The sequence below is a fragment of the Flavobacterium kingsejongi genome (assembly GCF_003076475.1).
In the GTDB taxonomy this organism is placed as follows: domain Bacteria; phylum Bacteroidota; class Bacteroidia; order Flavobacteriales; family Flavobacteriaceae; genus Flavobacterium; species Flavobacterium kingsejongi.
Genome location: NZ_CP020919.1, coordinates 3,841,040 through 3,867,452, shown reverse-complemented (window position 1 = coordinate 3,867,452; position 26,413 = coordinate 3,841,040). Strand labels below are relative to the sequence as shown.

At 40.1% G+C, this 26,413-nt stretch carries 25 protein-coding genes; 10 read left to right on the top strand and 15 right to left on the bottom strand.

Annotated features, from left to right (window positions below):
- The first annotated feature begins 15 nt into the window (after positions 1–15).
- The 3 genes from FK004_RS17400 (at position 16) to FK004_RS17390 (ending at position 2,641) form a co-directional block, all read left to right on the top strand.
- Positions 16–234 carry a putative signal transducing protein gene (locus FK004_RS17400; RefSeq protein WP_108738408.1) on the top strand — a complete coding sequence of 73 codons (219 nt, stop codon included), beginning with the start codon at positions 16–18 and terminating at the stop codon, positions 232–234.
- Between the two features lie 3 nt (positions 235–237).
- The gene (locus FK004_RS17395; RefSeq protein ID WP_108738407.1) at positions 238–768 is read left to right on the top strand and encodes a GNAT family N-acetyltransferase; all 531 of its coding nucleotides are present in this window, start codon (positions 238–240) and stop codon (positions 766–768) included.
- Positions 769–1,003: 235 nt separating this feature from the next.
- Positions 1,004–2,641: an ABC-F family ATP-binding cassette domain-containing protein gene (locus FK004_RS17390; RefSeq protein WP_108738406.1), complete on the top strand. Its 1,638-nt coding sequence runs from the start codon at positions 1,004–1,006 to the stop codon at positions 2,639–2,641.
- A 493-nt stretch (positions 2,642–3,134) separates the two neighbouring features.
- Here the strand turns inward: FK004_RS17390 and FK004_RS17385 are convergent, their stop codons facing one another.
- The 5 genes from FK004_RS17385 to FK004_RS17365 form a co-directional block, all read right to left on the bottom strand.
- On the bottom strand, positions 3,135–3,818 hold the full coding sequence (locus FK004_RS17385; RefSeq protein ID WP_108738405.1) for an SIMPL domain-containing protein: 684 nt from the start codon (positions 3,816–3,818) through the stop codon (positions 3,135–3,137).
- 17 nt (positions 3,819–3,835) lie between these two features.
- Positions 3,836–6,565: a YfbK domain-containing protein gene (locus FK004_RS17380; protein WP_317046955.1), complete on the bottom strand. Its 2,730-nt coding sequence runs from the start codon at positions 6,563–6,565 to the stop codon at positions 3,836–3,838.
- A gap of 2 nt (positions 6,566–6,567) precedes the next feature.
- A complete protein-coding gene (locus tag FK004_RS17375) occupies positions 6,568–7,068 on the bottom strand; it encodes an RNA polymerase sigma factor (RefSeq protein ID WP_108738404.1) in 501 nt (166 codons plus the stop codon).
- A gap of 149 nt (positions 7,069–7,217) precedes the next feature.
- The gene (locus FK004_RS17370; RefSeq protein ID WP_108738403.1) at positions 7,218–7,805 is read right to left on the bottom strand and encodes an LURP-one-related family protein; all 588 of its coding nucleotides are present in this window, start codon (positions 7,803–7,805) and stop codon (positions 7,218–7,220) included.
- Complete coding sequence (locus FK004_RS17365) at positions 7,802–8,650, bottom strand: DUF6929 family protein (protein WP_108738402.1); 849 nt, start codon at positions 8,648–8,650, stop codon at positions 7,802–7,804. The genes FK004_RS17370 and FK004_RS17365 overlap by 4 nt, the downstream gene beginning before the upstream one ends.
- An 80-nt stretch (positions 8,651–8,730) precedes the next feature.
- Between FK004_RS17365 and FK004_RS17360 the strand changes: the two genes are divergently transcribed.
- Positions 8,731–9,612, top strand: a complete 882-nt coding sequence (locus FK004_RS17360) for a PPK2 family polyphosphate kinase (RefSeq protein WP_108738401.1) — start codon at positions 8,731–8,733, stop codon at positions 9,610–9,612.
- Between the two features lie 68 nt (positions 9,613–9,680).
- On the opposite strand, the gene FK004_RS17355 is transcribed toward FK004_RS17360, so the two are convergent.
- A complete protein-coding gene (locus tag FK004_RS17355; protein ID WP_108738400.1) occupies positions 9,681–10,196 on the bottom strand; it encodes a hypothetical protein in 516 nt (171 codons plus the stop codon).
- Between the two features lie 285 nt (positions 10,197–10,481).
- Here FK004_RS17355 and FK004_RS17350 point away from each other — a divergent pair, with 285 nt between their 5' ends.
- On the top strand, positions 10,482–11,861 hold the full coding sequence (locus FK004_RS17350) for an MATE family efflux transporter (RefSeq protein WP_108738399.1): 1,380 nt from the start codon (positions 10,482–10,484) through the stop codon (positions 11,859–11,861).
- A 35-nt stretch (positions 11,862–11,896) separates the two neighbouring features.
- Positions 11,897–12,124 (top strand): hypothetical protein, encoded by a 228-nt coding sequence (locus tag FK004_RS17345; protein ID WP_108738398.1) that lies wholly within the window; start codon positions 11,897–11,899, stop codon positions 12,122–12,124.
- 17 nt (positions 12,125–12,141) lie between these two features.
- Here the strand turns inward: FK004_RS17345 and meaB are convergent, their stop codons facing one another.
- The 4 genes from meaB to FK004_RS17325 all read right to left on the bottom strand — a co-directional run bounded on the left by meaB (position 12,142) and on the right by FK004_RS17325 (position 14,847).
- Positions 12,142–13,227 carry a methylmalonyl Co-A mutase-associated GTPase MeaB gene (gene meaB / locus FK004_RS17340; RefSeq protein ID WP_170108568.1) on the bottom strand — a complete coding sequence of 362 codons (1,086 nt, stop codon included), beginning with the start codon at positions 13,225–13,227 and terminating at the stop codon, positions 12,142–12,144.
- A 96-nt stretch (positions 13,228–13,323) separates the two neighbouring features.
- Positions 13,324–13,731 carry a MoaF-related domain-containing protein gene (locus tag FK004_RS17335; protein WP_157956145.1) on the bottom strand — a complete coding sequence of 136 codons (408 nt, stop codon included), beginning with the start codon at positions 13,729–13,731 and terminating at the stop codon, positions 13,324–13,326.
- Positions 13,732–13,737: 6 nt separating this feature from the next.
- Positions 13,738–14,385 carry an NAD(P)-dependent oxidoreductase gene (locus tag FK004_RS17330; protein WP_108738395.1) on the bottom strand — a complete coding sequence of 216 codons (648 nt, stop codon included), beginning with the start codon at positions 14,383–14,385 and terminating at the stop codon, positions 13,738–13,740.
- Positions 14,386–14,439: 54 nt separating this feature from the next.
- Positions 14,440–14,847, bottom strand: a complete 408-nt coding sequence (locus FK004_RS17325) for an Rrf2 family transcriptional regulator (RefSeq protein WP_108738394.1) — start codon at positions 14,845–14,847, stop codon at positions 14,440–14,442.
- Positions 14,848–15,109: 262 nt separating this feature from the next.
- On the opposite strand from FK004_RS17325, the gene FK004_RS17320 reads away from it, so the two are divergent.
- The 4 genes from FK004_RS17320 to FK004_RS17305 all read left to right on the top strand — a co-directional run bounded on the left by FK004_RS17320 (position 15,110) and on the right by FK004_RS17305 (position 19,031).
- Positions 15,110–16,324, top strand: a complete 1,215-nt coding sequence (locus FK004_RS17320; RefSeq protein ID WP_108738393.1) for an MFS transporter — start codon at positions 15,110–15,112, stop codon at positions 16,322–16,324.
- Between the two features lie 122 nt (positions 16,325–16,446).
- Positions 16,447–16,980, top strand: a complete 534-nt coding sequence (locus FK004_RS17315) for a YceI family protein (protein WP_108738392.1) — start codon at positions 16,447–16,449, stop codon at positions 16,978–16,980.
- Positions 16,981–17,049: 69 nt separating this feature from the next.
- Positions 17,050–17,481, top strand: a complete 432-nt coding sequence (locus tag FK004_RS17310; RefSeq protein WP_108738391.1) for a DoxX family protein — start codon at positions 17,050–17,052, stop codon at positions 17,479–17,481.
- A 125-nt stretch (positions 17,482–17,606) separates the two neighbouring features.
- Positions 17,607–19,031 (top strand): FAD-binding oxidoreductase, encoded by a 1,425-nt coding sequence (locus tag FK004_RS17305; RefSeq protein WP_108738390.1) that lies wholly within the window; start codon positions 17,607–17,609, stop codon positions 19,029–19,031.
- 115 nt (positions 19,032–19,146) lie between these two features.
- Here FK004_RS17305 and FK004_RS17300 read toward each other — a convergent pair whose 3' ends face one another.
- The 5 genes from FK004_RS17300 to FK004_RS17275 form a co-directional block, all read right to left on the bottom strand.
- Complete coding sequence (locus FK004_RS17300; RefSeq protein ID WP_108738389.1) at positions 19,147–20,397, bottom strand: cation:proton antiporter; 1,251 nt, start codon at positions 20,395–20,397, stop codon at positions 19,147–19,149.
- A gap of 655 nt (positions 20,398–21,052) precedes the next feature.
- Entirely contained in the window at positions 21,053–24,394 is a 3,342-nt protein-coding gene (secA, locus tag FK004_RS17290) for a preprotein translocase subunit SecA (protein ID WP_108738387.1), read from the bottom strand.
- A gap of 208 nt (positions 24,395–24,602) precedes the next feature.
- Positions 24,603–24,824 carry a DUF2795 domain-containing protein gene (locus tag FK004_RS17285; protein WP_002986941.1) on the bottom strand — a complete coding sequence of 74 codons (222 nt, stop codon included), beginning with the start codon at positions 24,822–24,824 and terminating at the stop codon, positions 24,603–24,605.
- A 162-nt stretch (positions 24,825–24,986) separates the two neighbouring features.
- Positions 24,987–25,559: a cob(I)yrinic acid a,c-diamide adenosyltransferase gene (locus FK004_RS17280; RefSeq protein WP_108738386.1), complete on the bottom strand. Its 573-nt coding sequence runs from the start codon at positions 25,557–25,559 to the stop codon at positions 24,987–24,989.
- A gap of 26 nt (positions 25,560–25,585) precedes the next feature.
- A complete protein-coding gene (locus tag FK004_RS17275) occupies positions 25,586–26,275 on the bottom strand; it encodes an ABC transporter ATP-binding protein (RefSeq protein WP_108738893.1) in 690 nt (229 codons plus the stop codon).
- Positions 26,276–26,413: the final 138 nt, after the last annotated feature.

Genomic DNA, 26,413 nt, shown 5'->3' with positions numbered 1-26,413 from the left:
TTAAAAATTACAAGTATGGGATTGATGAAAGTATTTTCAGGAAGCGAAATTTTAGCATTGTCATTACAGTCTAAAATTGAAGAAGCAGGAATTACAACTGTTTTGAAAAATAATAATCAGGCAAATGTATTACCAAGTTTGGAAAATTTATCGCCTGCAGTAGAGGTTTTTATCCAGGAAACAGATTTCTCCAGAGCGAATCCAATTATTGAGGATTTCAGGATGAGCATCTAAAGTATGGAAAAATCATTTGAGACCGAACGGCTTCTTTTACGTGAAATGCGTACTACAGATGATGCAGGCATGTTTGAACTGGATTCAAATCCCAAGGTACACCGCTTCCTTGGAAATAATCCGGTAAAAAACATCGAAGAAAGCCGTGCTTATATAGCGATACTCCACCAGCAATACAAGGAAACAGGAATAGGGCGTTGGGCAGTAATCCTTAAAAGCACCGGAGCCTTTATAGGCTGGGCAGGATTAAAACTCGAAAAACACCCTGTTGATGGGCAGCCGTATTATGACATTGGCTACCGTTTCATAGAAGCGTACTGGGGCAAGGGTTATGGCAGCGAAGTGGCAACTGCTTTCCTGGACTACGGTTTTAACGTGCTGAAGCTGCCAGTAATCAATGCGTATGCCGATGCTGATAATGCAGGTTCCAGGAAAATTCTCGAGAAATCAGGACTGCGTCTACTGCACTCATTTGAACTGGATGGGCTATCAGCAGTCTGGTATGAAATAAAAGCAACTGATTTTTTGCGGTAAAGTGCGCAATAGCATTTTTCAATGCGTATAGCATATAAAAGATACACAGCACCAGTATAATTCGGGTTCTGGTATCTTTTTTTATTTTGAGGAAAATGGAAAGTAGCACTACACTAAACGCTTTCCGAACATTCCAATAGCATATTGCCTAATTCCCACATTATCCTATCTTTGCAGCTTCAAAAAATCAGCGGTTGCCTATTTACGGGCAATCTAAATCCAACAGTCCAATAAAATGATTTCAATAGACGCAATTTCAGTCCAATTTGGTGGAACAAGCCTTTTCAGTGATGTTTCTTTTTCCATAAATGAAAATGATAAAATCGCCCTGATGGGGAAAAATGGAGCGGGAAAATCAACGCTTTTAAAAATTATTGCCGGAGAAGCCAAACCTTCTTCCGGAGGTGTTTCAGCGCCTAAAGATGCTGTAATTGCTTATTTGCCGCAACATTTACTAACTGCAGATGGTGCGACTGTTTTTGAAGAAGCCTCCAAAGCTTTTTCTGTGATCTTCAAAATGAAGTCGGAAATTGATGTCATCAACGAACAGCTTACCGTGCGTACTGATTATGAATCCGATGAGTACATGAAATTGATTGAGCAGGTCTCTGATCTGAGTGAGAAATTTTATGCTATTGAAGAAGTAAACTATGAAGCAGAGGTAGAAAAGATATTATTGGGGCTTGGCTTTATGCGGGAGGACTTTACCCGACAGACTTCTGAATTTTCAGGGGGATGGAGAATGCGTATTGAGCTGGCAAAAATACTTTTACAGAAACCCGACCTGATATTGCTGGATGAGCCGACCAACCACATGGATATCGAATCCATACAGTGGCTGGAAGATTTTTTGATTAATAGTGCCAAAGCGGTTGTGGTGATTTCACATGACCGGGCTTTTGTAGATAACATTACCAACCGTACGATTGAAGTTACAATGGGAAGGATCTATGATTATAAAGCTAAATATTCTCATTATCTGGAACTAAGAAAGGATAGAAGGGTACACCAACAGAAAGCATATGACGAACAACAGCGTATGATCGCTGATAATATGGAGTTCATTGACCGTTTCAAAGGAACCTATTCCAAGACACTACAGGTACAGTCGCGCGTAAAAATGCTGGAAAAGCTAACCATCGTAGAGATTGATGAAGTTGATAATTCCGCTTTAAAATTAAAATTCCCAGCATCGGTACGCTCCGGGCAATATCCTGTGATCGTAAAAGAACTTTCGAAAGCCTATGGCGATCATGTAGTGTTCAAAGACGCTAATATTGTGATTGAACGTGGGGACAAAATCGCTTTTGTCGGTAAAAATGGAGAAGGGAAATCCACGATGATCAAAGCCATTATGAAAGAAATTAGCCCGGAAGGTGGGACTGTAGAAATCGGGCATAATGCACAGATCGGTTACTTCGCACAAAACCAAGCTTCGTTATTGGATGAAAATGCCACTATTTTTGAAACCATTGATAATATTGCAGTAGGGGATGTCCGTACTAAAATCAAAGACCTGTTGGGCGCATTTATGTTTCAGGGTGATGATGTGACCAAAAAAGTAAAAGTACTTTCCGGAGGTGAAAAAACACGTCTGGCTATGATAAAATTATTGTTGGAACCGGTTAACCTCCTGATTCTCGATGAGCCTTCGAATCACCTTGATATGAAGACTAAGGATATCATTAAAGATGCCTTGCGGGATTTTGACGGGACATTAATCCTCGTATCACATGATCGTGATTTCCTGGACGGATTAGCTACTAAGGTTTTTGAATTTGGAAATAAAAGAGTGAAAGAACATTTTGAAGATATTAAAGGCTTCCTGGAGCACAAGAAAATGGATAACCTACGGGAAATCGAGCGCAAATAATCGATAGCCTGAAGAATTGCCTTTCGTGTAATCGGGGATGTATTTCTACAGGTGTGTATTGATTTCTATAGGCGTGTATTGACCTTCTATAGGTGTGTATTGAATTTCTATAGGTGTGTTTTGATCTTCTATAGGTGTGTATTGAATTTCTATAGGCGTGTATTAAGCTTCTATAGGTGTGTTTTGAATTTCTGTAGGCGTGTATTGAATTTCTATAGGCGTGTATTGATCTTCTATAGGGGTGTGTTGAATTTCTATAGGCGTGTATTGAATTTCTATAGGCTTGTATTGATCTTCTATAGGGGTGTGTTGAATTTCTATAGGCGTGTATTGATCTTCTATAGGGGTGTATTGAATTTCTGTAGGCGTGTATTGATCTTCTATAGGGGTGTGTTGAATTTCTATAGGTGTGCGCCAATCTTATACAGGTGTTGAAGCACCATCAAGGACTATTTATAAAGGGTCTGTTGCTTGCAACAGACCCTTTACTTATTTATTCCAGTGCAAACCGTACCATTACTTCACTTTCGATATTGATTTTTTCAAAGTCAAGGCTGCTTTCGTAATCAGTACTGTCAGCCATAGCCCGAATTGTTAAACGATTAGAATAAGTATCGTTTCCTGCTGTTTGCAGATTGCTGATAAAAAGCGCATTTCCTACTTTCTGGTTTCCAGGTTTGGCATAACTTGCTGCATTCTCTTTGGCATTGATCATCGCTTTACTGTTTAATAGCAATTGCATTTTTTTATACCCGGAATATTCTGCCTTTTCAATAGTAGCATTTGAAATACCAATTTCCTCCAATGCAATAAACACTTTTGAAGCCATCTTTCCGCTATTCACCAGTATCGAATAGGATTTCGACTTTTGGATGTCAGTTGCTTTCAGGATGTATTTTTTGAAATTGCTGGACATGTCTTCAATCGTTATATTTTTATCGGTGTCAATACCGATTTGCTTCATTTTACCAATCATATCCTTTTCGAGGCTTTCAACTGATTTTTTGCCTTTGGTATCTTTTTCAAGTAGCGATACACTGATGTAGATTTTATCCGGAACGACCAGTGTATCGGCTTTTCCCTGTACTTCAATATAGGGCTTGTCAATAAAGTTTTTTTCCTGGCTAAAAGCTGTAAAGCTGATGGTTGTTAGGGCTATTGCGATGATTGTTTTCATGATGCTGTGTTTTTAAATTATTCTATAGTTTCAACTAATCGTATAAATTCGGCTTTATAGCCATCGGGATCATGGGATTTTGCTTTTCGGGCCAGTGCTACTATATCCTGTTGGTTTTTATTGGGCACATATTCGGAATCCCGGAGTTTTAACCCAAACCAGGCCACGGCGGTACTGAACCTGAAATCTTCGGAAGCGTCCTGCAGGGGCACCGATTGGTTTTTGATAGTTTGAACGATCTCGGTACTTTTATTCCCATCCGGTTTTTTATACCGGAATTTTATGGTAGCCAGCTCGTCAGTATGGGGCGCTGTTGCTTTGGTATCCGTATATTTCAAAGGTATTGCACTGGTGCCAAATGGGCTGTTACTGCCTGCCGGGATAATTTCATATAGTGCTGTCACGGTATGCCCGCTTCCTAATTCGCCGGCATCGATGGCATCATCGGTAAAGTCTTCATTGCGGAGTTTACGGTTTTCATATCCAATCAGTCGGTATGATTGCACATGTTTCGGATTGAATTCGATCTGGATTTTTACATCTTTCGCGATAGCAAACATGGATCCTTTGAATTCCTTACCCAAAAACCGATTGGCTTCCTGCATGTTGTCGATATAGGCATAGTTGCCATTACCTTTATTCGATAACAGTTCCATCTTACGGTCTTTGTAATTGCCCATTCCAAATCCCAGGCAGGTCAGGAAAACACCGCTTTTTCTTTTTTCTTCAATGAGGGATTGCATGGCTTTATCGGAAGAACTTCCTACGTTAAAATCCCCATCCGTAGCTAAAATGACCCTGTTATTTCCGTTTTTGATGAAATGTTCGGCTGCGGTTTTATAGGCTAACTCAATTCCTGCACCACCAGCAGTGCTGCCACCGGCATTCAGATCGTCCAGCGCTGCAATAATGGTTTGCTTGGCTGCTCCGGAAGTGGGAGGCAACACCATCCCGGCTGCTCCCGCATAAACGATTATTGCTACGGTATCTTCTTTCCGCAACTGATCTACCAGTACTTTCATGGACGCTTTCAGGAGCGGAAGCTTATTTTCATCTTCCATGGAACCGGAAACATCAATCAGGAATACAAAGTTGGAAGCAGGTAATTCATTTGTTGGAATGATTTTCCCTTGCAGCCCGATCCGTACAATCTGATGTTGTATATTCCAGGGGGCAACACTATATTCAGTAGTGATGGAAAAAGGATGAATACCTGTGGGCTGCGGGTAATTGTATTTGAAAAAGTTGATCATTTCCTCTACCCGAACGGCATCTTTTGGTACCGGTTGCCCATTGTTGATGAACCGCCTGATATTGGTATAGGAAGCATTGTCAACATCAATCGAAAATGTGGAAAGTGGATTGTTCTGTGGGTTTTCGAATGCATTTTCAACAAAGGAATCATATTCTTCTTCTGAATTTTCCACTGCAGATAGCGGGGATACAGGAGATTCTTTTTTCAACTGACGGAGTTTTCTTCGGATTTCCCTGTTGGTCATGTTTCGGAACACTGCATTTTTGGAGGTTAGGATAATAGCGCCATTTTTGCCAGTAGTACCATAGTGTGCTTCTGCTTCGCTGCTCTTTACGATGGTTATCGTTTCAATGACTTCCGGATTCATTTTTTTTAGATTACGGCGATTAATGATCACTCCGTCAATAATGTACAACGGTTGATTTTGGCTTTGGCTGCCTGCTGCACGAAGCACGGTGCTACCAGATTGCACTGTGTCTGCTGTAACAGTAAGCCCTGTGATCTTTCCTGCTAAAGCTGTAATGATGGTAGGTGTACCGTCGCTTTTAACTTGTTTAGCCCTATTACTCCTTTTTGGGGTAGCCATCGCTTCCATTCTGGCTTTTGCTAATTTACGGGTTTTGCGATTGGCCTTCTGATAGCCCATGACTACTACTTCCTGTAAGTTTTGATCATCAGCCTGCAGTGCAACGTCCATTTCTTTATTTTCTCCTACAGTTAGCATTGTCGTTTTCATTCCTGGATAACTAAATTGCATACGTTCTCCAACTTGCACCTGTAGCGTGAAATTACCATCAACATCAGTCTGCGTTCCGCGGTTGGCCTGTACTACCGCTATAGAAACACCTGGGAGTGGAAGTCCTCCTTCGGTAACGGTTCCTTTTATCGTTTGAATTCCCGTTATTTCGTTGGTACTTATTTCCTTTACGATTACGTCCTGTGTCACGGTACTGCGGCTCATAAGAGTGGACGGTGCGGCCGCTTTTTTGGCTAAAGCTGGGGCTGCGGTAGTGTTTTCTTCAACAACTGCAGTTGCTTTTTCCAGCATGACCGGAGCATAATTGGTATAGGTTGCTTCTTTTTGTGGCTTGGTTTCTTCTGCCATTACAACAACTTCTTTTTGGAGTTGCTTTTTAATGATTTTTTCTACTTCCGGTTGTGGCAGGATTTTGGTTTTAGGAATGCTTGCAGCAGGAGTTGTTTCCGGAACTGCTTTCTCAGCAGGTAAATCGTTTTCCAAGACAATACTGTTTTCGGGTACAATAGGGTGTGGCTCAGGTTTCAGGAATTGATAGCCCAAAGAAAAGAATAACAATAGCGAAGCAGCTACCCCGATTTTCTTCCAGAGTGCGATCACTTTTTTGTCTTCTTTCTGATCCAGCTTTTCTTCTACCCGTGCCCAGACTTTATCCAATGCGGGGAAGTCTTTGTTTTCTTCAGAAATACCAGCGGCTTTCTGAAATTGTTTGTCTAATTTATCGTGATTGTCCATGACTATTTCGCTTTTTGATAATAAAGATGTTGCACCAATTCTTTTAGTTTCGTTCGGGCGGCATTCAATTGTGATTTTGATGTTCCTTCGGAAATACCAATCATACCTGCAATTTCTTTATGGGAATAGCCTTCAATGGCAAACAGGTTAAAAATGGTCTTACAGCCTTCGGGGATGCGGTTTAATAGCAGCATTAAATCTTCGGCTTCCAGAAAGGTCTCTGTGGCGCTTTCGGGTTGGGAGCTGGATTTCATATCCTCGAGGTAAATGTTGAAATTGACATTTTTCTTAAGGCTGAGCAGGCACTGGTTCACCGCGATCTTACGGGCCCAGGCTTCAAAGGCAAGGACTTCTTTTAACTGATCCATTTTGGTAAAGATCGTATAGAAGGTATCGGCCATGGCTTCCTCGATCTCTTCCTCTTTTTTCAGGTACCGCTTGCAGGTGCGGTACAACCTGGGAGCCATAAGCTCATACACCTTCCTCTGAGAGTCCCGGTGCATTTTTTTGCAGGCTATTATTAATTTTTCGTCTATCACAATTGATGTCTTTCTGGTATAGAGTGTTATTTTGTAGCAAAGGTTGGGACGACAGTCAAATTTATTTCAAAAAAAATCCTGGACGTCTTGCAGATCATTCAGGATTAGGGCGTTTATTCTTTTAATATCATGTCAATACACATTACGGCTGCAAGGATCAATTGGCGTACCGGATCTTCGGGTGTAACGTCGTCGCTGATTTTCAGTATGTAATTATCGGCAGACGTGAAAAATTCCTTTCCAATACCGGCCCACTTCTTACTGACATGCGCCAGTTCGGTGTTTTCTTTCATGAATTTGAAATCCCAACCGGTCCATTTCCCCTGTAAGGTACAGATTTTACGGCTCTGAGTATCAAAAATATTAAACTTGCTACCAATCGAGAAGAGCTGTTGTTTGAAAAGGCCGATAGGACGGTCTCTTTCATCCAAAATTTCCACATCAGATTTAAAAAAGGTAATGCCTCTTTTGACACTGATTATTTTTTCACCCGCCTTATTTTTAATTTCAATATGAAACGGTGTCATGCGTTTGTAATCGGTAAAACGGAACATTTTGGTAAAAAAACCAAGTGAATCTTCCCGCGTCTGCATGATCATCTCATTGCTTTCGGGATCGTAGATGTCATAATTGTTGGCCGCTTTGAAAATGCCGATATGTTCCTTAATTAAGAAAAGGTTTTTGTTTAAAATTGGATTCATTTAACGGGTATGCTAAGTTTATAAATATCGGATTGGAGTGCATCGGTATCATTATCTTCACAGAGGAGGAATTCGATACTTTTTTTATCTTTTTTGTAAAGGGAAATACCTTCAAATTTATGGTTATCGGTAATCTTTTGTGTGAAATCAATAACCATCGTCTCCCGATTGATACTCCCGACAAAACTTCCCAGGATCTCCCCGTCATTATAGGTGGAGTTTGTATTCTCAACGGTAGCCAGGAAATAAAGTTTTTGATCTACCAGGATAACATCGGTGAAGCTGGCTTCTACGTCTTGGATTTTGGGTAGAGTAAAGGGAGTAAAGTGAATCGTGTACTGGCCTGAAAAAAGATCACCTTTTACGGTAAAAAGACCATTGATCCCGCTTCCGCCATTGCCGCGTTGGAGGAAATACCAGTTTTTGCCATCATAGGCGCTTCCTTCGATATTATAGTCGGCAGCTTTAATACCAGCCACCTGTTGCATTTTAGCATGCAGGGGAGCGAGATCGTATGTGCTGGTTACTTTTTTGCTTTTCAAATCATAGACTATTGCATTTTGCCTGCTTGCTGTAGAGGCCGATCCAAATACGTAGAGGCATCCTTTATAAGCACATACGGATTCGAAATCCTGCTTGAGTTTCTTAGGGATATTTTCAAGGGCTTCTCCGGATTTGGGAGCAATTAGGATTGATTTTTCCAATGTCTTTTCGGAGATGTGATACTCATATAAGTAGGCGCTGTTGTCTGAAACGACATACACCGTATTGTCTTTATAGAATAATCCCGAAGCAGATCCGATTCCAATGATCCGGATCAGCAGGTCAAGGTAAAACTGCTGCATTTTTTTAGTATCTTAGTTAGTGCTATTTTTTGAAGGATAAATATAGCAGTAAAAAACAAATATGTACCAAAACTAACCCTATGAAAACACTGACAATTGAAAATTTTCTGGCGGATAAAAACATACGACTGGAAAAGTTTCCTACACACCTTGATATTGAAGCGTCCGAAAAGAAAAAGCAAAAAGCACTGGATAAAGTAACTGGTAAAATCAGTGAAATCCAGGAGAAAATGTATGCGTATAATAAATACAGCGTACTGATTTGTCTTCAGGGTATGGATACTGCGGGTAAAGACAGCCTGATCCGTGAAGTTTTCAAGGATTTTAATCCTCGAGGGATGGTGGTCAGCAGTTTTAAAACACCGAATTCAGCAGAACTGGAACACGATTACCTTTGGCGGCATTACATTGCGCTTCCGGAAAGAGGGAAATTTGCAGTGTTCAACAGGACCCATTATGAAAACGTACTGGTGACCCGTGTACATCCGGAATATATATTGAAAGAGAACCTGCCAACGATTACCAAAGTAGAGGACATTGATAAAGGCTTTTGGGAATCCCGTTTTGAACAGATCAATAATTTTGAAAAACATATAACCGCGAATGGTACGATCATCTTAAAGTTCTTTTTGCACCTGAGCAAAGAAGAGCAGCGGCAGCGATTAATCCGTAGGCTTGAAAAGGAAAAACACAATTGGAAATTTTCCCCTGACGACTTGAAAGAACGCGAGCATTGGGATGAGTACCAAGAATATTACGAAGAAGCGATTGCTAAAACAAGTACCAATTATGCTCCGTGGTATATCGTTCCGGCTGATAATAAAGAAACCGCCCGTTTTATTGTTGCCGATATTATTCACCAGCAGTTAGAGAAATATACCGATATCAAAAATCCGGAATTGGATGACGCCATCAAGGATAACATTACAGTCTACCGAAGGGCGCTGGAAGAAGAAAAATAGATCCTGCCCAGTCATAAAAAAAGCTCCGATTGCTATCGGAGCTTTGCTTTTTTTAACAAGGCCGTGGATTAGAGTTTGAACCCGTAAGCCAATCGTAATGCCACCTGTCCCGTGTTGAACTTTTGGTAATCTTCATAACGGATACTGATATCAACATATTTATTGGCATATCCGATACTCGGTGCCCATAAAAAAGAAGTTTCATTATAGCCATTGGTTACTGCAAACGCAGCACCGGCTTCTCCCATGATATAAAAGCGATCTTCCCAGATGAATCCTTTGAAACCTGCTTTTGCAGGAATAAATCCTAAATCTTTAGCACCATCGCCAATAAACAGGTTGGTAAATCCTGTAGTCAGGGTTAGAGATGTTTTTTGAGAAAGGTCATATTGCAACCTTACGTCACCACCCAAGGCAAAATCGTACGGATTTGAGGTCGGTGCTCCGGCATTCACACCAAATCCCAAACGGAATCCTTGTTCATAAGTAGAAGATGCTGCTGTTTTTTGCGCATTCATGGAGTTCGTCGAGAATAGTGCCATAATAGCCACCAGTAATAGTGAGGTTTTAAACATGTTTTTCATAGCTTGTTCAGTTTTAGTTTATGTAAGATTAACGCGAATATCTTTTTAAAAGTCTTAATTAAATTCTAAATTTTTAAGATGTTAAAGTTTTCGGCGTGTACCGTTGTGTATTCCAGTAATTTTGTCCATATTTTTTAACACTTGTTTTTGGTGTCAAAGGGACTGTTAAGTCGCTTTGAGTAGACAATTCCAATTGAAAATAATGGTTTTACAATCGGAATAAGCATTCCTAAGAATTCAGGATATAATGGATTTTACTTTATATATTTGCCAAAAATTGCAGTAGTGAATTTAGCACAATACAAGAACGAGTTTTCGAGGAATTTCCAGCTCGCCTATCCAGTTATATTGGGTATGTTAGGTCATACGATGATTTCTATCGTAGATAATATTATGGTTGGAAAACTGGGAACAACGGAATTGGCAGCAGTATCTTTGGGTAACAGCCTGATTTTTATTGCGATGTCAGTTGGTATTGGTTTTTCTACGGCTATTACTCCCATTGTAGCCCAGGCAGATGCGTCGGACAATAAAGAAGAAGTACGTTCAGCATTCCATCACGGGTTGTTTTTATGCCTCGCCTTGGGAATCATGTTATTTCTGATTGTGTTTGTATCGAAACCGCTGATGTACCTGATGCACCAGCCGGAAGAGGTAATTAATATGGCTTCCCCTTTTATCAACTGGGTTGCGTTTTCATTGATCCCAATGGTAGTTTTTCAGGGCTATAAACAATTTGCGGATGGCTTGTCCCTGACCAAATATTCAATGTATGCTGTTATATTTTCCAATGTAATCCATATTTTCCTGAATTATATGCTGATCTATGGGATTTGGATTTTTCCTAAATTGGGTATCTTAGGTGCTGCATTGGGTACTGTGATTTCAAGATTATCGATGGTGGCTTACATGCATTATATCCTGTCCCGAAATGAAACTCTTACGATGTATTTCCAGGATTTTAGCTTCAATCAGATCAAGAAGTCAATGTTGAAAAAAATTACAGCTTTAGGATTGCCGTCCTCTATGCAAATGTTTTTTGAAGTAGCTTTATTTACAGCTGCTGTTTGGCTTTCCGGTTCTATTGGAAAAACCAGCCAGGCAGCAAACCAGATTGCACTAAGCCTTGCTTCCATGACTTTTATGATTGCGATGGGTCTAAGTGTAACAGCGATGATCAGGGTAGGGAACCAAAAAGGGCTAAAAGATTATAAATACCTGCAGACAGTGGCCAAATCCATTTTTGTTTTGGCATTGGTAGTAGAAATTGTTTTTGCCGGCTTGTTTGTCCTTTTTCACCAGCAATTGCCACACTTGTTCCTGAATATGGAGAATATCACGGATTTGGCTGATAATTCAGAAGTTATTGCGATCGCCTCAAAACTGTTGTTGGTTGCTGCTTTATTTCAAATTTCGGATGGAATCCAGGTAGTGGTGCTTGGGGCATTGCGTGGATTGCAGGATGTAAAATTCCCCACCATTATTACTTTTATCGCCTACTGGATTGTGGGATTTCCAATATCTTTTTACCTTGGGGAATATACCGATCTAAAAGCAACCGGAATCTGGATTGGATTGTTAGCAGGGCTGAGTACTGCTGCGCTATTTTTGTGTCTTCGATTCAATTACCTGGCCCGAAAATTAATACATAACAACGGACAATAGCTGTATTGGCTACCGTATCAAATAAATTTTAAACTATGGAATTACCAAAATTTTTATTAGGAGACAACACAGATTTTCCAGAGGATATCTATATCATCCACCTGGATTACCCACGATTTATCATTAACTTAAAAGATGATGAAGTAGAGATTCTGGAAGAACCGGAAGATCTGGATGAAAATGAATTGAATGCGGAAATGGAAAACCTAATTACCCTTGCCAATGAATTTTATGACAGGGAAATGGAACGTTACGAAGAGTAAGCGAACTAAAATCGATACTATTTAAAGTATTTTTCCAACAACACACTGGCGGCTGCAAATGGTGATATTTCATTGTTTTGCACCGCTTTTTTGTAGGATTCCAGGGAAGCCATGATATTGGTATCGGTATAAAAATGTTGTTTCAGTTGCTCGTTTATGGTTTCCATAAGCCAGTATTGATTTTGCCCGGCCCGTTTTTCTTCAAAATAGTGATTGGCTGCAGTGAGTTCCAGGAAAGCGGAAATAGTATCCCATACGGTAGTAATACCTTCATGGGTAATGGAACTACAGGTGGTTACCGTTGGTGTCCATCCCGATTTTTTGGCAGGAAATAAATGCAGTGCCCTGTTGAATTCCGTTTTGGCATATTGTGCCTTTTTAATATTATCACCATCCGCTTTATTGATCACAATAGCATCGGCCATCTCCATAATCCCACGTTTGATGCCTTGTAATTCATCTCCCGCACCAGCAATTTTGAGGAGCAGGAAAAAGTCAACCATACTGTGAACGGCAGTTTCGCTTTGGCCGACACCCACCGTTTCGATAATAATAGTATCAAATCCTGCTGCTTCACAAAGGATAATGGTCTCCCGTGTTTTTCGGGCCACACCTCCGAGTGTTTCTCCCGAAGCCGACGGTCGGATATAGGCATTCGGATCTTTGACTAATTCTTCCATACGGGTTTTATCGCCCAGGATACTGCCATGAGAAATCGTACTGCTCGGATCTACAGCCAGAACCGCCACTTTTTTGCCCATTCCGGTCAGGTATTTTCCAAAAGCTTCTATAAAGGTACTTTTTCCGACACCCGGTACACCGGTGATGCCAATGCGAACCGATTTATTGGAATAGGGGAGACAGGCTGTAATAACCTGATTGGCTTTCTCGAGATGGTTGGGATTTGTACTTTCTATAAGTGTAATGGCCTGGCTGAGTGCCGGGATTGCACCGCTTACGATACCCTTGGTTAAGGTTTCGGCGGAAATAGGCCGGCTGCGCAGTTTTTTCAGTTGCGCTGCAGAGGCAATATTGACAATTTCAGGAGCTGAAATTCCTTCTTTTTCCTGTAAGGCCGATTTGGATGAGGCAGATTTTGTCACAAGTACGATTTTGAAAGTAAAAGTAATGAAAACAAAAACAGTTTCAAAAAGGCAGGCCTTAAAGAAACTGTTTTATTATGGATTGATCTTGTGGTGTTACTGCACTTCTGTTACGGTACCACTAATCGGAATAATCTCATTTTTAATGCGCAGATAGGAGTTCACCACATGGGTGTTCCAATTTACCACCTGGCTTACTCCGAGGCCATCTTTTTCAATCCAGGAAATGAAAATGATCCCCGGAGCGATGTCCTGCCTGTAATAGCGTTCTTCTCCCGTTGTTCCTTTGGAAGTACCCGAGAGGCTTTCCCAACGGAGAAGGGTATCATTTTTCACAGTAACCTCATACTGGGAGTCACCATAATCATAATGGATTTTTTTTCCGCTCAGTACTATTGGTTTTGTAAGCGCTGTTACAGCTTTGGCCTCCTTTGGTTCCTGTTTTTGTTGGCAGGATACAAGAAAAGCAAATGATAGTGCGGAGATGAGGGCATAATTTTTCATACCCAATTAATAGGCTGCGGTAAAACGCTGCTGATGGTGTTTTTGATTTTCTGCTTCGTCAGCGATCACTACTGCAAGGTCTTCTACTGACAAAATGCTTCTTTGGTTTTCATCAAATACAGGATTTTCGAGTCCCAAACGGTAGTTTCCGGTTCTGCCGGTAGTAATGCCTGCATGCATTTCGAAAGCAGGGCTGAAAAATACCCAGTCCAGTTCTTTTTCTTCTTTGATAAAGTTCAGGTAATCACGCGCTGCTGTGGCACCGGCTTTATAATCAGCAGGGAAATCGGGTGTGTCTACAGCTTGTAAGCCTGGAGCAACGAAAAGGCTACCACCACCACCAATTACGATAAAACGTTTAACACCGGCTTTTTTTACTGCTGCCTGTATGGCTTTTGAGCCGCTGATAAAATCATCATAAAGATTGGGATTGGCCCAGCCTGCATTATAGGCACTTACCACTACGTCCTGACCTTCTAAGGCGGCAGCAAGTGCTGCTGTATCGAGTACATCTGCCTGTACCCAATGGACATTTGCTGCAACAGATGTTTTTGGATTTCGGGCAATGGCAGTAACCTCATGGTTTCTGCCCGCAAATTCATGTAATAGAGTGGAACCTACAAATCCTGTGGCTCCGATAATAGCTATTTTCATATGGATAAAATTTATATATAATAAAAAATGTTACAGTTTAAGTCAAAAAAAAGGTCAGAACCTGCTTGTAAACGCTTCCAATGTAATTGTATGAAGCGTACTACTGATCTTTTGGTTGATATCATCATAAAGATAGTCAAGATTTTGGTTAATTTGTTTCCCTACAGGACAATCGGGATTAGGTGTGTTTTTTGAATATCCCAGGGAAACTTTATCAAAAGTCATTTTGAAAATGGCATCCAGTGTAATTTGTGCAGCAGGTTTTAATAAACGGGTACCACCATTCTTTCCTTCTTTACTTTCTACAACAGCATGTTTTTTCAGGTTGGCAATTTCTTTTCGTACCAATACAGCACTCATGTTCATGCTACCCGCAATATATTCAGAGGATAAAAAATCATCCGGGAATTTTGAGAGGAGTGTGAGGATATGTAATGTTATGGCAAACTTACCTGAAATCATACTGTAATAAAATATATTACAAATGTACAATTGTTTTTGGTTCCAGTTTATTTTTTTCTTTAAAATTGAAGTTAAAAAGTAGAATTACAAAGTTTAGGAAGATATTAGTAAGTATTTTTGCGCCAATTATGGCTTGGTCACATAATACCCATCATTTTAATGCTTGGATGGCGCTTTATACTGATACTGAATGTGGACTTTAAAAGTATCTTTTTCGTAGTGTTTGTATGGTGTCAGGCTATTTTTTAACTTTTATTATTGTATGAAAACAACCGTAGCGTCCCAGGAGGGAATCGAAAAGAATGCTGTAGAAAAAACAGTATATCCTATATTATTTTCTATTGCTTTTGCGCATTTGCTGAATGACATGTTACAGTCTGTCATCCCCTCAGTTTATCCCATCATTAAAGATAGTTTCAATCTTTCTTTTACGCAGATTGGGATGATTACCTTTGCTTATCAGATAGCTGCTTCGATCTTACAGCCTTTCGTAGGTATTTATACCGATAAGCGGCCACAGCCTTTCTCACAGATTTTCGGGATGCTATTTACTACTGCCGGAATAGTGGTGCTGGCTTTTGCTGCTAATTTTCACATGATTTTGGTGTCCGTAATATTAGTGGGTATCGGGTCGTCTATTTTTCATCCTGAATCTTCACGGGTTTCCTATCTGGCCTCAGGGGGTAAGCGTGGCCTGGCACAGTCCATTTTCCAATTGGGCGGAAATGCCGGAAGTGCGATCGGCCCCTTATTGGTAGCATTGATAGTCGTACCTTACGGGCAAACGCATATTTTATGGTTTGTCATTATATCTGTTATCGGGATGGCGATTTTGAGTAAAGTTGCCTTTTGGTACCAAAGCCACCTGACCCTGAAAAAAGTCAAGAAAGCCATTGAGTTACCGGATTTATCTAAAAATAAAATTATCTGGTCTGTGGTAATCTTGCTGGTACTGATATTCTCCAAATATTTTTACATGGCAAGTATGTCCAGTTACTTTACGTTTTACCTGATCGAGAAATTCCACCTTTCAGTTCAGGATGCCCAATTCCACTTATTTTTATTCTTAGGGGCTGTTGCTGCAGGAACATTGATTGGTGGGCCGCTTGGCGATAAGTTTGGAAGAAAGTACATCATTTGGTTCTCCATTTTGGGTGCTGCCCCTTTTACTATGATGCTGCCGTATGCTGATTTATTCTGGACCGGGGTTTTATCCGTTATCATCGGGATTATTATTGCTTCTGCTTTCTCGGCCATATTAGTGTATGCACAGGAATTGTTGCCCAAAAATGTAGGAATGGTATCCGGGTTGTTTTTTGGTTTCGCTTTTGGAATGGGAGGGCTTGGTTCTGCTTTATTAGGAAATTTAGCCGATCATACCAGTATTGACTATGTGTACCACCTGTGTGCCTATCTTCCCCTAATTGGGGTAATTGCGATATTCCTTCCCAACCTGAAACATAAGAAAGCGGCATAATGTAATGAGGCAATAGCGAATACCGATTAACAATTCACATAAGTTTAACGGTTTATGAAATAGTCTTTGTTTTAGTTTTAATAAATTTATAGGAATCTAATTAACCCTAAACGAATACTATTATGGCTCAAAAAAAATGGACAATTGATCCGGCACACTCGGAAGTTCAGTTTAAAGTAAAACACCTGGTGATTTCAACAGTTACCGGTAATTTCAAAACATTTGAAGGAACGGCTGCTACAGAGGAAGATACATTTCAGGGTGGTAGCATAACAGTTACTATTGATGCACAAAGTATCAATACTAATAATGAACAACGAGACGGGCATTTGAAAAGCGCCGAATTTTTTGACGTAGAGAATACACCGAAAATTATAATTAAAACGACTTCAATTCGTCAGACGGATGATGATGAATATATCATTCAGGCGGATTTAACTATGAAAGGGGTAACAAAACCTGTAGAGTTTAAAGCAGAATACGGTGGAATAGTTACTGATGGCTACGGACAAACGAAAGTAGGTCTTGAAGTGAAAGGGAAACTGAACCGAAAAGATTTTGGACTCAACTGGAATGCTGTCATTGAAGGTGGCGGACTTACCGTTAGTGAGGAAGTAAAATTGATAGCAAATCTTCAATTTATCCAGGAAAAATAAATATTTGTAAGCCATCTATTACAGATGGCTTTTTTTTCTTATTTTTAGAACCTATTAATAATAAGGAAGATGAAAAGAATATTCAGTACCAGTGCCAATAAGGGGCTATACCATATCGCTTTATTTATTGTAAGAGCAACCGTGTCCGTATTTATGCTGGTTCATGGGTTGCAAAAATTAAACATGCTATTATCCGGAGGGCCAGTAAAATTCCCCGATCCTTTAGGTGTCGGAATTACTAACTCCCTTACATTGGCTGTTTTTGCCGAAGTTTTATGTTCGATATTTATTTTTATCGGATTGGCTACACGAATTGTTGTTTTTCCATTAATCATTACTATGTTCGTCATTGTTTTTGTTGTTCATGGTATGGACGGATTTGAAGTTAGGGAGCTTCCAAGCCTTTATTTGTTAGTATACCTTTTTCTTTTAGTTACTGGTAGTGGAAAATTTTCAGTAGATCATTTTATTTCACGACGTGATAAATATCCTGCCTATTAAGATTCAGCAGGAGTTATTTTTTAGATTTCGTGGGGTATAAATTCACCTTGGTCTTTTGGCTCACCGTAATAAATAGTACTTTTGTAGCTTCCTCGGATATCTTCGGGGTTTAGATACTTGTACCCATGACGACAGTAAATATAACAGCAGCAGTGATTGCCGACCTTGAGAACATAGTAGGGCAATCATTTGTATTTGCAGACGAGGCCACGCGAATCGCTTATGGACGTGATGAAACGGAAGATTTTTCATTTCCTCCAGCTGTACTCGTAAAACCTTCCAACCCAAAAGAAATTTCTGATATATTACAACTAGCAAACCGCCATCGGATCCCGGTTACCCCTATTGGTGCCCGCACGGGTTTAAGTGGTGGTGCCCTGAGCATACACCAGGGAATAGGGCTTTCGATGGAACGTTTCAACACCATTATCGAAATCGATGAAAAAAATCTCCAGGTGACTGTAGAGCCCGGCGTAATTACTCAAACACTACAAGAAGCTGTCCTGGATAAAAATTTATTTTATCCACCCGATCCCAGTAGTCGCGGGAGTTGTTTTATTGGTGGGAATGTAGCTGAAAATGCAGGAGGTGCCCGTGCTGTAAAATATGGGGTGACCAAAGATTATGTGCTCAATCTCGAAATGGTGCTTCCAACAGGAGAAATCATCTGGACAGGTGCCAATACTTTAAAAAATGCAACAGGTTATAACCTGACTCAACTGATGGTGGGAAGTGAAGGGACATTGGGCATAATTACCAAGATTGTCATGAAACTGCTTCCTAAAAATACCCATACCATATTAATGCTTGTTCCTTTTCATAATGCCAGTGCGGCATGTGAAGCCGTATCTGAAATTTTCAGGGCTGGTGTTGTCCCGAGCGCCCTGGAGTTTATGGAGCGTGATGCCCTGGAATGGGCCCTGCGTTATGTAGATGATTCTCCAATGCCAATAGGGGATCACATACAAGCGCATTTATTGATTGAAGTAGATGGGAATTATCCTGAGGTTCTTTTTGCGGAAGCAGAAAAAATAAGTGCTGTCGTTGAAAAATTTGATATAGATGAAATTTTGTTTGCCGATACCGAGGATCAAAAGAATGCATTGTGGAAACTGAGACGGGCTGCGGCAGAAGCGGTGAAATCCAATTCAGTCTATAAAGAAGAAGATACTGTGGTACCGCGTTATGAGCTTCCAAAATTATTACAGGGCATAAAAGCGATTGGCCTGAAATATGGCTTTAAATCGGTTTGTTATGGTCATGCGGGCGATGGAAACCTTCATGTCAATATTATTAAAGGTGACCTGACAGATGCCGAATGGACTACGGAGATCCCAAAAGGAATACGGGAAATTTTTGAGTTGACTGTTAGCTTAAAAGGAACGCTCTCCGGAGAACATGGGATAGGGCTGGTTCAGAAAAATTATATGGATATTGCTTTTAACACAACGCAACTGCATTTGATGAAAGGGATAAAAGATCTTTTTGATCCTAATGGAATCCTTAATCCCGGGAAAGTGCTTCCGGACAATATTGGGCAACAATCCTAAAATTGATGTTTTATAGTTATCATTACCGCTTAAACCCAATATAGGCGGGTTCCTATAAAAAAATCAGCAGTTATAGCTGCTGATTTTTTGTTATGGATTAAAGTGAATTACCAAATTAACTTGTTTCCTGCGCTAAAACTTTATTAGCATATTTTCCAATCGTCAGTCCTTGTACGATTATGGAGAACACTACAACAAAATAGGTAATGGCTATGATAAACTGTTTGTGTGGGCCTTCGTTTATGGAAAGCGCCAGCGCAATGGAAACCCCGCCGCGAAGTCCACCCCATACGAGAATCTTGATGGTGCCATTGCTAAATTTCTTCTTGAAAGGAATAATCATTGTCGGGAACCAAACGGAGATGTATCGGGACAATAAAACAATCATAATACATAAAGCACCGCTTATCCAATAGCCGGATATATCCGGAATAAGCAGTAATTCGAATCCGATAAAAAGGAATAATATGGCATTTAGGATTTCATCGATAAGTTCCCAGAATTTGTCCAGGTAATCTTTAGTGATGGCAGACATCGCTGATTTTTTATTGAAAATACCAATGATGATACCTGCGGCAACCATGGTTAACGGGCCAGATATGTGCATGGCGTGTGCGATAAGATAACCGCCCATTACAATAGAAAGTGTAATTAATACCGATACTTTATAATCGTCAATTTTTCCCATTGCCTTTGCGGCAGTAATTCCTAATATCGTTCCCAGGATAAATCCTCCCAAAGCTTCTTTGATCAAAAGCCAGGTGATGTGGGGTAACGAGAAATCACTATTGGTGTCCTGTGCCAATTGCAGGATAACGGCAAATACCACTACGGCAACCCCATCGTTGAACAAGGATTCCCCCGCAATTTTAGTTTCTAATGATTTTGGTACCTTCGCTTCTTTCAGTATGCTCAATACCGCAATAGGGTCGGTAGGAGAGATGAGTGCGCCAAATAACAGGCAATAAATAAAAGGGACAGTTACCCCAACGAATGGAATAACGTAATATACAATAGTTCCTACAGCAAAGGTTGATATGATCACGCTGATGGTGGAGAATACCATAATGGGCCCGCGTTGCTCCCTTAAATCCTTTAGGTTGATATGTATGGCGCCTGCAAACAACAGAAAGTTTAACATCGCTCCCATCAATACTTCCGTGAAGTCAAATTCAGCAATAAGTTTAGAGAAACGAGTCAGCGTTGTATTCGGGATAATGTGTCCAAAAACTACCAGGAATATCGAGACAATCATGGCGATAATCATTACGCCAATGGTAGAGGGCAATTTTAAAAAGCGGATGTTCAGGTAAGCAAAAAAGGAGGCAAGTACAATAAGAACAGAGAAAGAATAATATAATTCCATGAGTGTAACGAATGTTAATGTATTTAGGTGGCATAGATGTGATAAATGCAAAAATACATAAATCAGGCAAAATACCTAATTATTGTTACTTTTTTAATCTTTTATTATGATTTAATGCTTGGAAATTAGGGATTATCGGTGTTTAATGCAATGAGCGTTTTTAAGTAAATAGTTGCAGGATTGCATAGCGAAATAGCCAAAGAAATAAAGATTGTATTTATTATTTTGAACCTGATATTTTATGGCTTTAAGAGATATTTTAAATTTAAACCATAAAAAAATCCCCAATGCATTGGGGATTAAATTTAGTCTCTTGGTTTTGTATTTTTCTTTTCTCTTTTTTCCTCTTTTTTCTCCTTTGCGGTCTTCAGAGGTTCTTTTTTTACGTTCTTCTTGGAGTCCTGACTTTTTGCCATAATCGTATCGTATTAATGTTAACAGTTGGTGATCGTCTAATTGATTTGTTAGTAAAGTTAAGGAATAGTAGTTCAAGAACGATTCTATTTATGCTTTTTTTTATTGCTTATTTGTAAGGATATTCAATGATTTTTAAGATGTTACCCGGAGTGCTATCCGATTTTACTAATTAAAAAACCCGGTTATCAGAGACAACCGGGTTTTGATATGGGCATAAAATTACCCTGTATGCGATAGCTTAGTCTACCAAAATCCATTCTCCCGAATGCAATAAGGCTTCTGCTTTTTTAAATTTCATTTCTTCCGTTTTACCGCTCACCACATGTTTGATGGTAACCGTGTCGTTACGGTTGATTTTTGGAGCATCACGCACTACTGTTTCGGTTACCTGGCGTTGTGTGTGCTGTGCTTCATTTTTGGATGCTACTTCATCCGTATTTGGAATTTCATCTTTAGTGATGGTATAATTCTCCTGCTGTACTTCTTTAGCCTCACTGATGTTATTCGGGTTTTGACTTGGAAGGTCTCCTTTGTAAAGGAAAGAAATTGCTTCTTTGTTAACCTCATCAATCATTTTCTTGAATAAATTGAATGCTTCGAATTTATAAATCAGCAATGGATCTTTTTGTTCGTGGACAGCCAGCTGAACGGATTGTTTCAGTTCGTCCATTTTACGTAAGTGTTTTTTCCAGGCTTCATCAATAATTGCCAGTGTAATGTTTTTCTCGAAATCAGACACTAATTGTTTTCCATTGGAAGTATAGGCTTTTTCAAGATCTGTTACCACATTCAGGGTTTTGATCCCGTCGGTAAAAGGTACTACAATACGTTCGAACTGACCGTTATTGTTTTCATATACATTTTTGATGATTGGGAAAGCATCTGTTGCGTTGCGTTCTGTTTTTTCAGTATAATGCTGTAATGCTGCTTTGTATACTTTACCGGTGATTTCCATTTCGGAAAGACGGCCAAATTCAGCTTCATCAACAGGAGAACTGATAGAGAAGTAGCGAATGATTTCAAACTCGAAGTTTTTAAAATCAGAAGCGGCTTTATTGTTCTCTACGATCAATTCGCAAGTGTCATACATCATATTGGCAATATCCACTTTCAGACGTTCTCCGAATAGAGCATGACGACGACGTTTGTATACCACTTCACGTTGTGCATTCATAACATCATCATATTCCAGCAAACGCTTACGGACACCAAAGTTGTTTTCTTCTACTTTTTTCTGCGCACGTTCGATTGATTTTGTCATCATAGAATGCTGAATCACTTCGCCTTCTTTTAGTCCCATACGGTCCATAACTTTGGCTACTCTTTCAGAACCGAATAAACGCATCAGGTTATCTTCCAGCGACACATAGAACTGGGAACTTCCCGGATCTCCCTGACGTCCTGCACGACCTCTTAACTGACGGTCAACACGGCGGGAATCATGACGTTCTGTACCGATAATAGCCAAACCGCCTGCTTCTTTCACTTCTTTCGTTAATTTGATATCCGTTCCACGACCCGCCATATTCGTTGCGATAGTCACTACTCCGGGTTTACCAGCTTCTTCTACGATCTGTGCTTCCTGCTTGTGCATTTTAGCATTCAAAACGTTATGGGCAACGCCTCTCATTTTAAGCATTCGGCTCAATAATTCCGAAATCTCTACAGAAGTAGTTCCGATAAGTACCGGTCTTCCTGCAGCAGCTAATTGTGTTACATCTTCAATTACCGCATTGAATTTCTCCCGGGTAGTTTTATAAATTAAATCTTCTTTGTCTTTACGGGACATCGGCCTGTTGGTTGGAATTTCAACAACATCCAATTTGTATATTTCCCAAAGCTCACCCGCTTCTGTAACAGCTGTACCGGTCATACCACCAAGTTTGCTGTACATTCTGAAGTAATTCTGTAGTGTTACTGTAGCAAATGTTTGAGTAGCGGCTTCAATTTTTACATTTTCTTTCGCTTCAATGGCCTGGTGTAAGCCGTCGGAATAACGACGTCCGTCCATAATACGTCCGGTTTGCTCATCAACAATCATGATCTTGTTGTCCATGATTACGTATTCTACATCTTTTTCAAATAGAGAGTATGCTTTTAGCAACTGCGTAAGGGTGTGGATACGCTCACTTTTGATTCCGAAATCCTGGAATAACTGGTCTTTTTGCTCTGCTTCTTCCTCTTTTGAAAGATTTAGTTTTTCGATAGCAGCAATTTCAGTTCCAATATCCGGTAAAACGAAGAAGCTGTCATCGGTATCTTTAGAAAGGAATTCAACACCGTTGTCAGTAAGCTCTACCTGGTTGTTTTTTTCTTCGATTACAAAATACAATGCTTCATCCACTTTGTGCATGTCACGATTGTTATCCTGCATGTATTGGTTTTCTGTTTTTTGAAGAATCTGGCGTACACCTTCTTCACTCAAAAATTTAATCAGGGCTTTATTTCTTGGCAGGGCACGGTAAGATCTCAAAAGGTTGAAACCACCTTCTTTAGTATTCCCGTCTTTGATTAGTTTTTTAGCTTCAATCAAAAACGCATTGGCAATCTGGCGTTGTAATGTTACCAGGTTTTCTACTTTTGGTTTCAGTTCGTTGAATTCATGACGGTCTCCTTGCGGTACCGGGCCTGAAATGATCAATGGTGTTCTGGCATCATCTACCAATACAGAATCGACCTCATCGACGATGGCAAAATTATGTTTGCGCTGTACCAATTCTTCTGGCGTATGTGCCATATTATCTCTCAGGTAATCAAAACCAAATTCATTATTTGTCCCGTAAGTGATATCTGCATTATAAGCTTTACGTCTTCCCGGTGAGTTAGGCTGGTGATTGTCAATACAGTCTACCGTTAATCCGTGGAATTCAAAAAGAGGCGCTTTCCAGGAGCTATCACGCTTGGCAAGGTAATCATTCACCGTTACTAAGTGTACACCGTTTCCCGTTAAGGCATTCAGGTATAATGGTAATGTTGCTACGAGTGTTTTTCCTTCCCCGGTTTGCATCTCTGCAATTTTACCCTGGTGCAGTACCATACCACCAATCAGCTGTACATCATAATGAATCATATCCCAGGTAATTTCCTTACCGGCAGCATTCCATTTGTTCGCCCAGGTGGAAGTTTCGCCATCCAGGGTGATATAACTTTTATCCGCAGCAAGTTCTCTGTCTTTCTCTGTTGCTGTTACTGTTATGAAGTCGTTTTCTTTGAATCGTTTGGCAGTTTCTTTTACGACAGCAAAAGCTTCCGGAAGAATCTCCAACAACGTTTTTTCAGAAATTTCATAAGCTTCTTTTTCCAAAGCATCGATAGCAAGATAGATATCTTCTCTTTTATCAATGTCTTCAGTAGTTTCTACTTCCTGTTTTTTAGAAAAAATAAGCGCATCTTTTTCAGAACGTGCTTTTTGGATTACTTCTTTGAAGTAAATGGTTTTGGCTCTTAGTTCATCGTGGGACAATGCGGCAAGAGCAGCTTCCAGTTCCTTTATTTTTTTAATGACAGGCTGGGATGCTTTAACGTCTTTCTCGGATTTATCTCCAACAAAAGCTTTGAGTAGGCTGTTTATAAAACTCATAATTATTTGTATTTCTATTTTTTAGTGTATGCTCTTTATTCGTGTGGCTGTCGTCAATACGGACACTTAATCCTACAAGGGTGGGGCAAACCTGATCCTGTATTTTTAAAAATCTCCGTGAGCAGCCTGGAATGCCTCTGTAAAGGTACTCCTTTGTATGCGTATCATAAAAAAAAGCCTCTATTAGAGACTTTTCATGATTTATTTTCTAATATTCATCCTCGTTCCAAAGATAATCTTCGTCTGTTGGATAATCAGGCCAGATTTCTTCCATTGATTCATATATCTCACCTTCATCTTCTATAGACTGTAAATTTTCAACCACTTCCAGTGGTGCTCCAGTTCTGATAGCGTAGTCGATAAGTTCGTCTTTGGTTGCTGGCCAAGGAGCATCGCTTAAGTAGGATGCTAATTCTAAAGTCCAATACATCTGATATCGATTTTAATATTTTATGCAAAAATAAATTTTCTACTGATATAGTCAAGTAAAATTCGATTTATTTTAAATAAATTTAAGAACGTAGTTTATAATTTTTGCTTTCGAACGATAATAGTTCCTATTAAAACTCCAAAAGCTCGGTTTAAGCAGTAATTATTGCTTTTGCGGAATCCATTTTACTTCCTCCGCTTTTAGGTCTGAGGACAACTTTCGTGCCAACACAAAAAGGTAGTCAGAAAGTCGGTTTAGGTACTTTATAACATACGCATCAGTAGGTTCAAGCTCGTTCAAATGGACTGAAAGACGCTCTGCACGACGACAAACACATCGGGCAATGTGACAATATGACACAGTAGTATGGCCGCCAGGGAGTACAAAATGAGTCATTTGTGGTAATTGGCTTTCCATAGCATCAATTTCATTTTCAAGTAATTGAATGTCGCCTTCAATTATTTTGGGAATATTAAGTCGTGGTTTTCCGTTTTTCAGGGTTTCTTTTTCGGGTGGTGTAGCCAAAATGGCACCGACAGTAAACAGCCGATCCTGAATTTCAATCAGGATTTCTTTATAATGCGAATTGATTTCCTGGTCGCGAATGAGCCCGATATGGGAATTCAACTCATCTACAGTACCGTAGCTTTCAATACGGATATGGTGTTTTGGCACTCGGTCTCCTCCAAATAATGCGGTGGTACCTTTGTCTCCTGTTTTGGTATATACTTTCATTTGATGTTTTTATTTGTACTTATAGATTACCGATTGGGTTTGTCACTTTCGATGATTCCATCGCGCAATCGTATGATACGGTGAGCGTATTCGGCAATGTCTTCTTCGTGAGTGACCAGGATGACAGTATTGCCATTGGAATGGATTTCGTCAAAAAGATTCATAATTTCAACCGAAGTTTTACTGTCCAGATTTCCTGTAGGTTCATCTGCCAGTATAATTGAAGGGTGGTTTACCAGGGCTCTGGCTACGGCAACCCGCTGGCGTTGTCCTCCCGATAGCTGGTTCGGCTCATGATCCATACGGTCTTCAAGCCCTACCTGTTTCAGTACTTCTGCAGCACGTTTGTTGCGTTCGGTTTTGGAATAGCCGGCATAGACCATCGGTAGTGCCACATTGGCCAATGCTGTTGTCCGTGGCAAAAGGTTGAACGTCTGGAAGACGAATCCAATTTCCTTATTCCGGATTTCCGCTAGTTCATCATCTTTCATCTGGCTGACATCTTTTCCATTCAGGATATAATTTCCGGAGGTGGGCGTATCCAAGCAACCCAGCAGGTTCATCAGTGTAGATTTTCCGGAACCGGATGGTCCCATCAGTGCCACATATTCCCCTTTTTTAATTTCTATATCAATGCCTTTAAGCACATGGATGATCTCTGTTCCGAGGACGAAATCGCGCTTTATGTTCGTGATTTTTATTAATGAATCTGACATACCGTTGTTTTGAGGCTTAAAAGTAATGATTTTTTTAGATATGGCTGTTGTGCATTTCATTATAATAAATACGAAGAGATCCAGCATCTGTGCGTATAAAGCCAATTCTTTTGACAGGAAATAGATTGCCAAAATATT

Excerpts from the sequence above, each read along its gene's own strand:
- FK004_RS17390 (WP_108738406.1), top strand. The coding sequence starts at position 1,004 with ATGATTTCAATAGACGCAATTTCAGTCCAATTTGGTGGAACAAGCCTT.
- FK004_RS17330 (WP_108738395.1), bottom strand. The coding sequence starts at position 14,385 with ATGAAAATAGCTATTATCGGAGCCACAGGATTTGTAGGTTCCACTCTA.
- FK004_RS17300 (WP_108738389.1), bottom strand. The coding sequence starts at position 20,397 with ATGGAATTATATTATTCTTTCTCTGTTCTTATTGTACTTGCCTCCTTT.
- FK004_RS17320 (WP_108738393.1), top strand. The coding sequence starts at position 15,110 with ATGAAAACAACCGTAGCGTCCCAGGAGGGAATCGAAAAGAATGCTGTA.
- FK004_RS17380 (WP_317046955.1), bottom strand. The coding sequence starts at position 6,565 with ATGGACAATCACGATAAATTAGACAAACAATTTCAGAAAGCCGCTGGT.
- FK004_RS17365 (WP_108738402.1), bottom strand. The coding sequence starts at position 8,650 with ATGCAGCAGTTTTACCTTGACCTGCTGATCCGGATCATTGGAATCGGA.
- FK004_RS17310 (WP_108738391.1), top strand. The coding sequence starts at position 17,050 with ATGAAAAGAATATTCAGTACCAGTGCCAATAAGGGGCTATACCATATC.
- FK004_RS17360 (WP_108738401.1), top strand. The coding sequence starts at position 8,731 with ATGAAAACACTGACAATTGAAAATTTTCTGGCGGATAAAAACATACGA.
- secA (WP_108738387.1), bottom strand. The coding sequence starts at position 24,394 with ATGAGTTTTATAAACAGCCTACTCAAAGCTTTTGTTGGAGATAAATCC.
- FK004_RS17275 (WP_108738893.1), bottom strand. The coding sequence starts at position 26,275 with ATGTCAGATTCATTAATAAAAATCACGAACATAAAGCGCGATTTCGTC.
- FK004_RS17375 (WP_108738404.1), bottom strand. The coding sequence starts at position 7,068 with ATGCACCGGGACTCTCAGAGGAAGGTGTATGAGCTTATGGCTCCCAGG.
- FK004_RS17395 (WP_108738407.1), top strand. The coding sequence starts at position 238 with ATGGAAAAATCATTTGAGACCGAACGGCTTCTTTTACGTGAAATGCGT.
- FK004_RS17370 (WP_108738403.1), bottom strand. The coding sequence starts at position 7,805 with ATGAATCCAATTTTAAACAAAAACCTTTTCTTAATTAAGGAACATATC.
- FK004_RS17325 (WP_108738394.1), bottom strand. The coding sequence starts at position 14,847 with ATGATTTCAGGTAAGTTTGCCATAACATTACATATCCTCACACTCCTC.
- FK004_RS17345 (WP_108738398.1), top strand. The coding sequence starts at position 11,897 with ATGGAATTACCAAAATTTTTATTAGGAGACAACACAGATTTTCCAGAG.
- FK004_RS17315 (WP_108738392.1), top strand. The coding sequence starts at position 16,447 with ATGGCTCAAAAAAAATGGACAATTGATCCGGCACACTCGGAAGTTCAG.
- FK004_RS17280 (WP_108738386.1), bottom strand. The coding sequence starts at position 25,559 with ATGAAAGTATATACCAAAACAGGAGACAAAGGTACCACCGCATTATTT.
- FK004_RS17285 (WP_002986941.1), bottom strand. The coding sequence starts at position 24,824 with ATGTATTGGACTTTAGAATTAGCATCCTACTTAAGCGATGCTCCTTGG.
- FK004_RS17355 (WP_108738400.1), bottom strand. The coding sequence starts at position 10,196 with ATGAAAAACATGTTTAAAACCTCACTATTACTGGTGGCTATTATGGCA.
- FK004_RS17335 (WP_157956145.1), bottom strand. The coding sequence starts at position 13,731 with ATGAAAAATTATGCCCTCATCTCCGCACTATCATTTGCTTTTCTTGTA.
- FK004_RS17305 (WP_108738390.1), top strand. The coding sequence starts at position 17,607 with ATGACGACAGTAAATATAACAGCAGCAGTGATTGCCGACCTTGAGAAC.
- FK004_RS17385 (WP_108738405.1), bottom strand. The coding sequence starts at position 3,818 with ATGAAAACAATCATCGCAATAGCCCTAACAACCATCAGCTTTACAGCT.
- FK004_RS17400 (WP_108738408.1), top strand. The coding sequence starts at position 16 with ATGGGATTGATGAAAGTATTTTCAGGAAGCGAAATTTTAGCATTGTCA.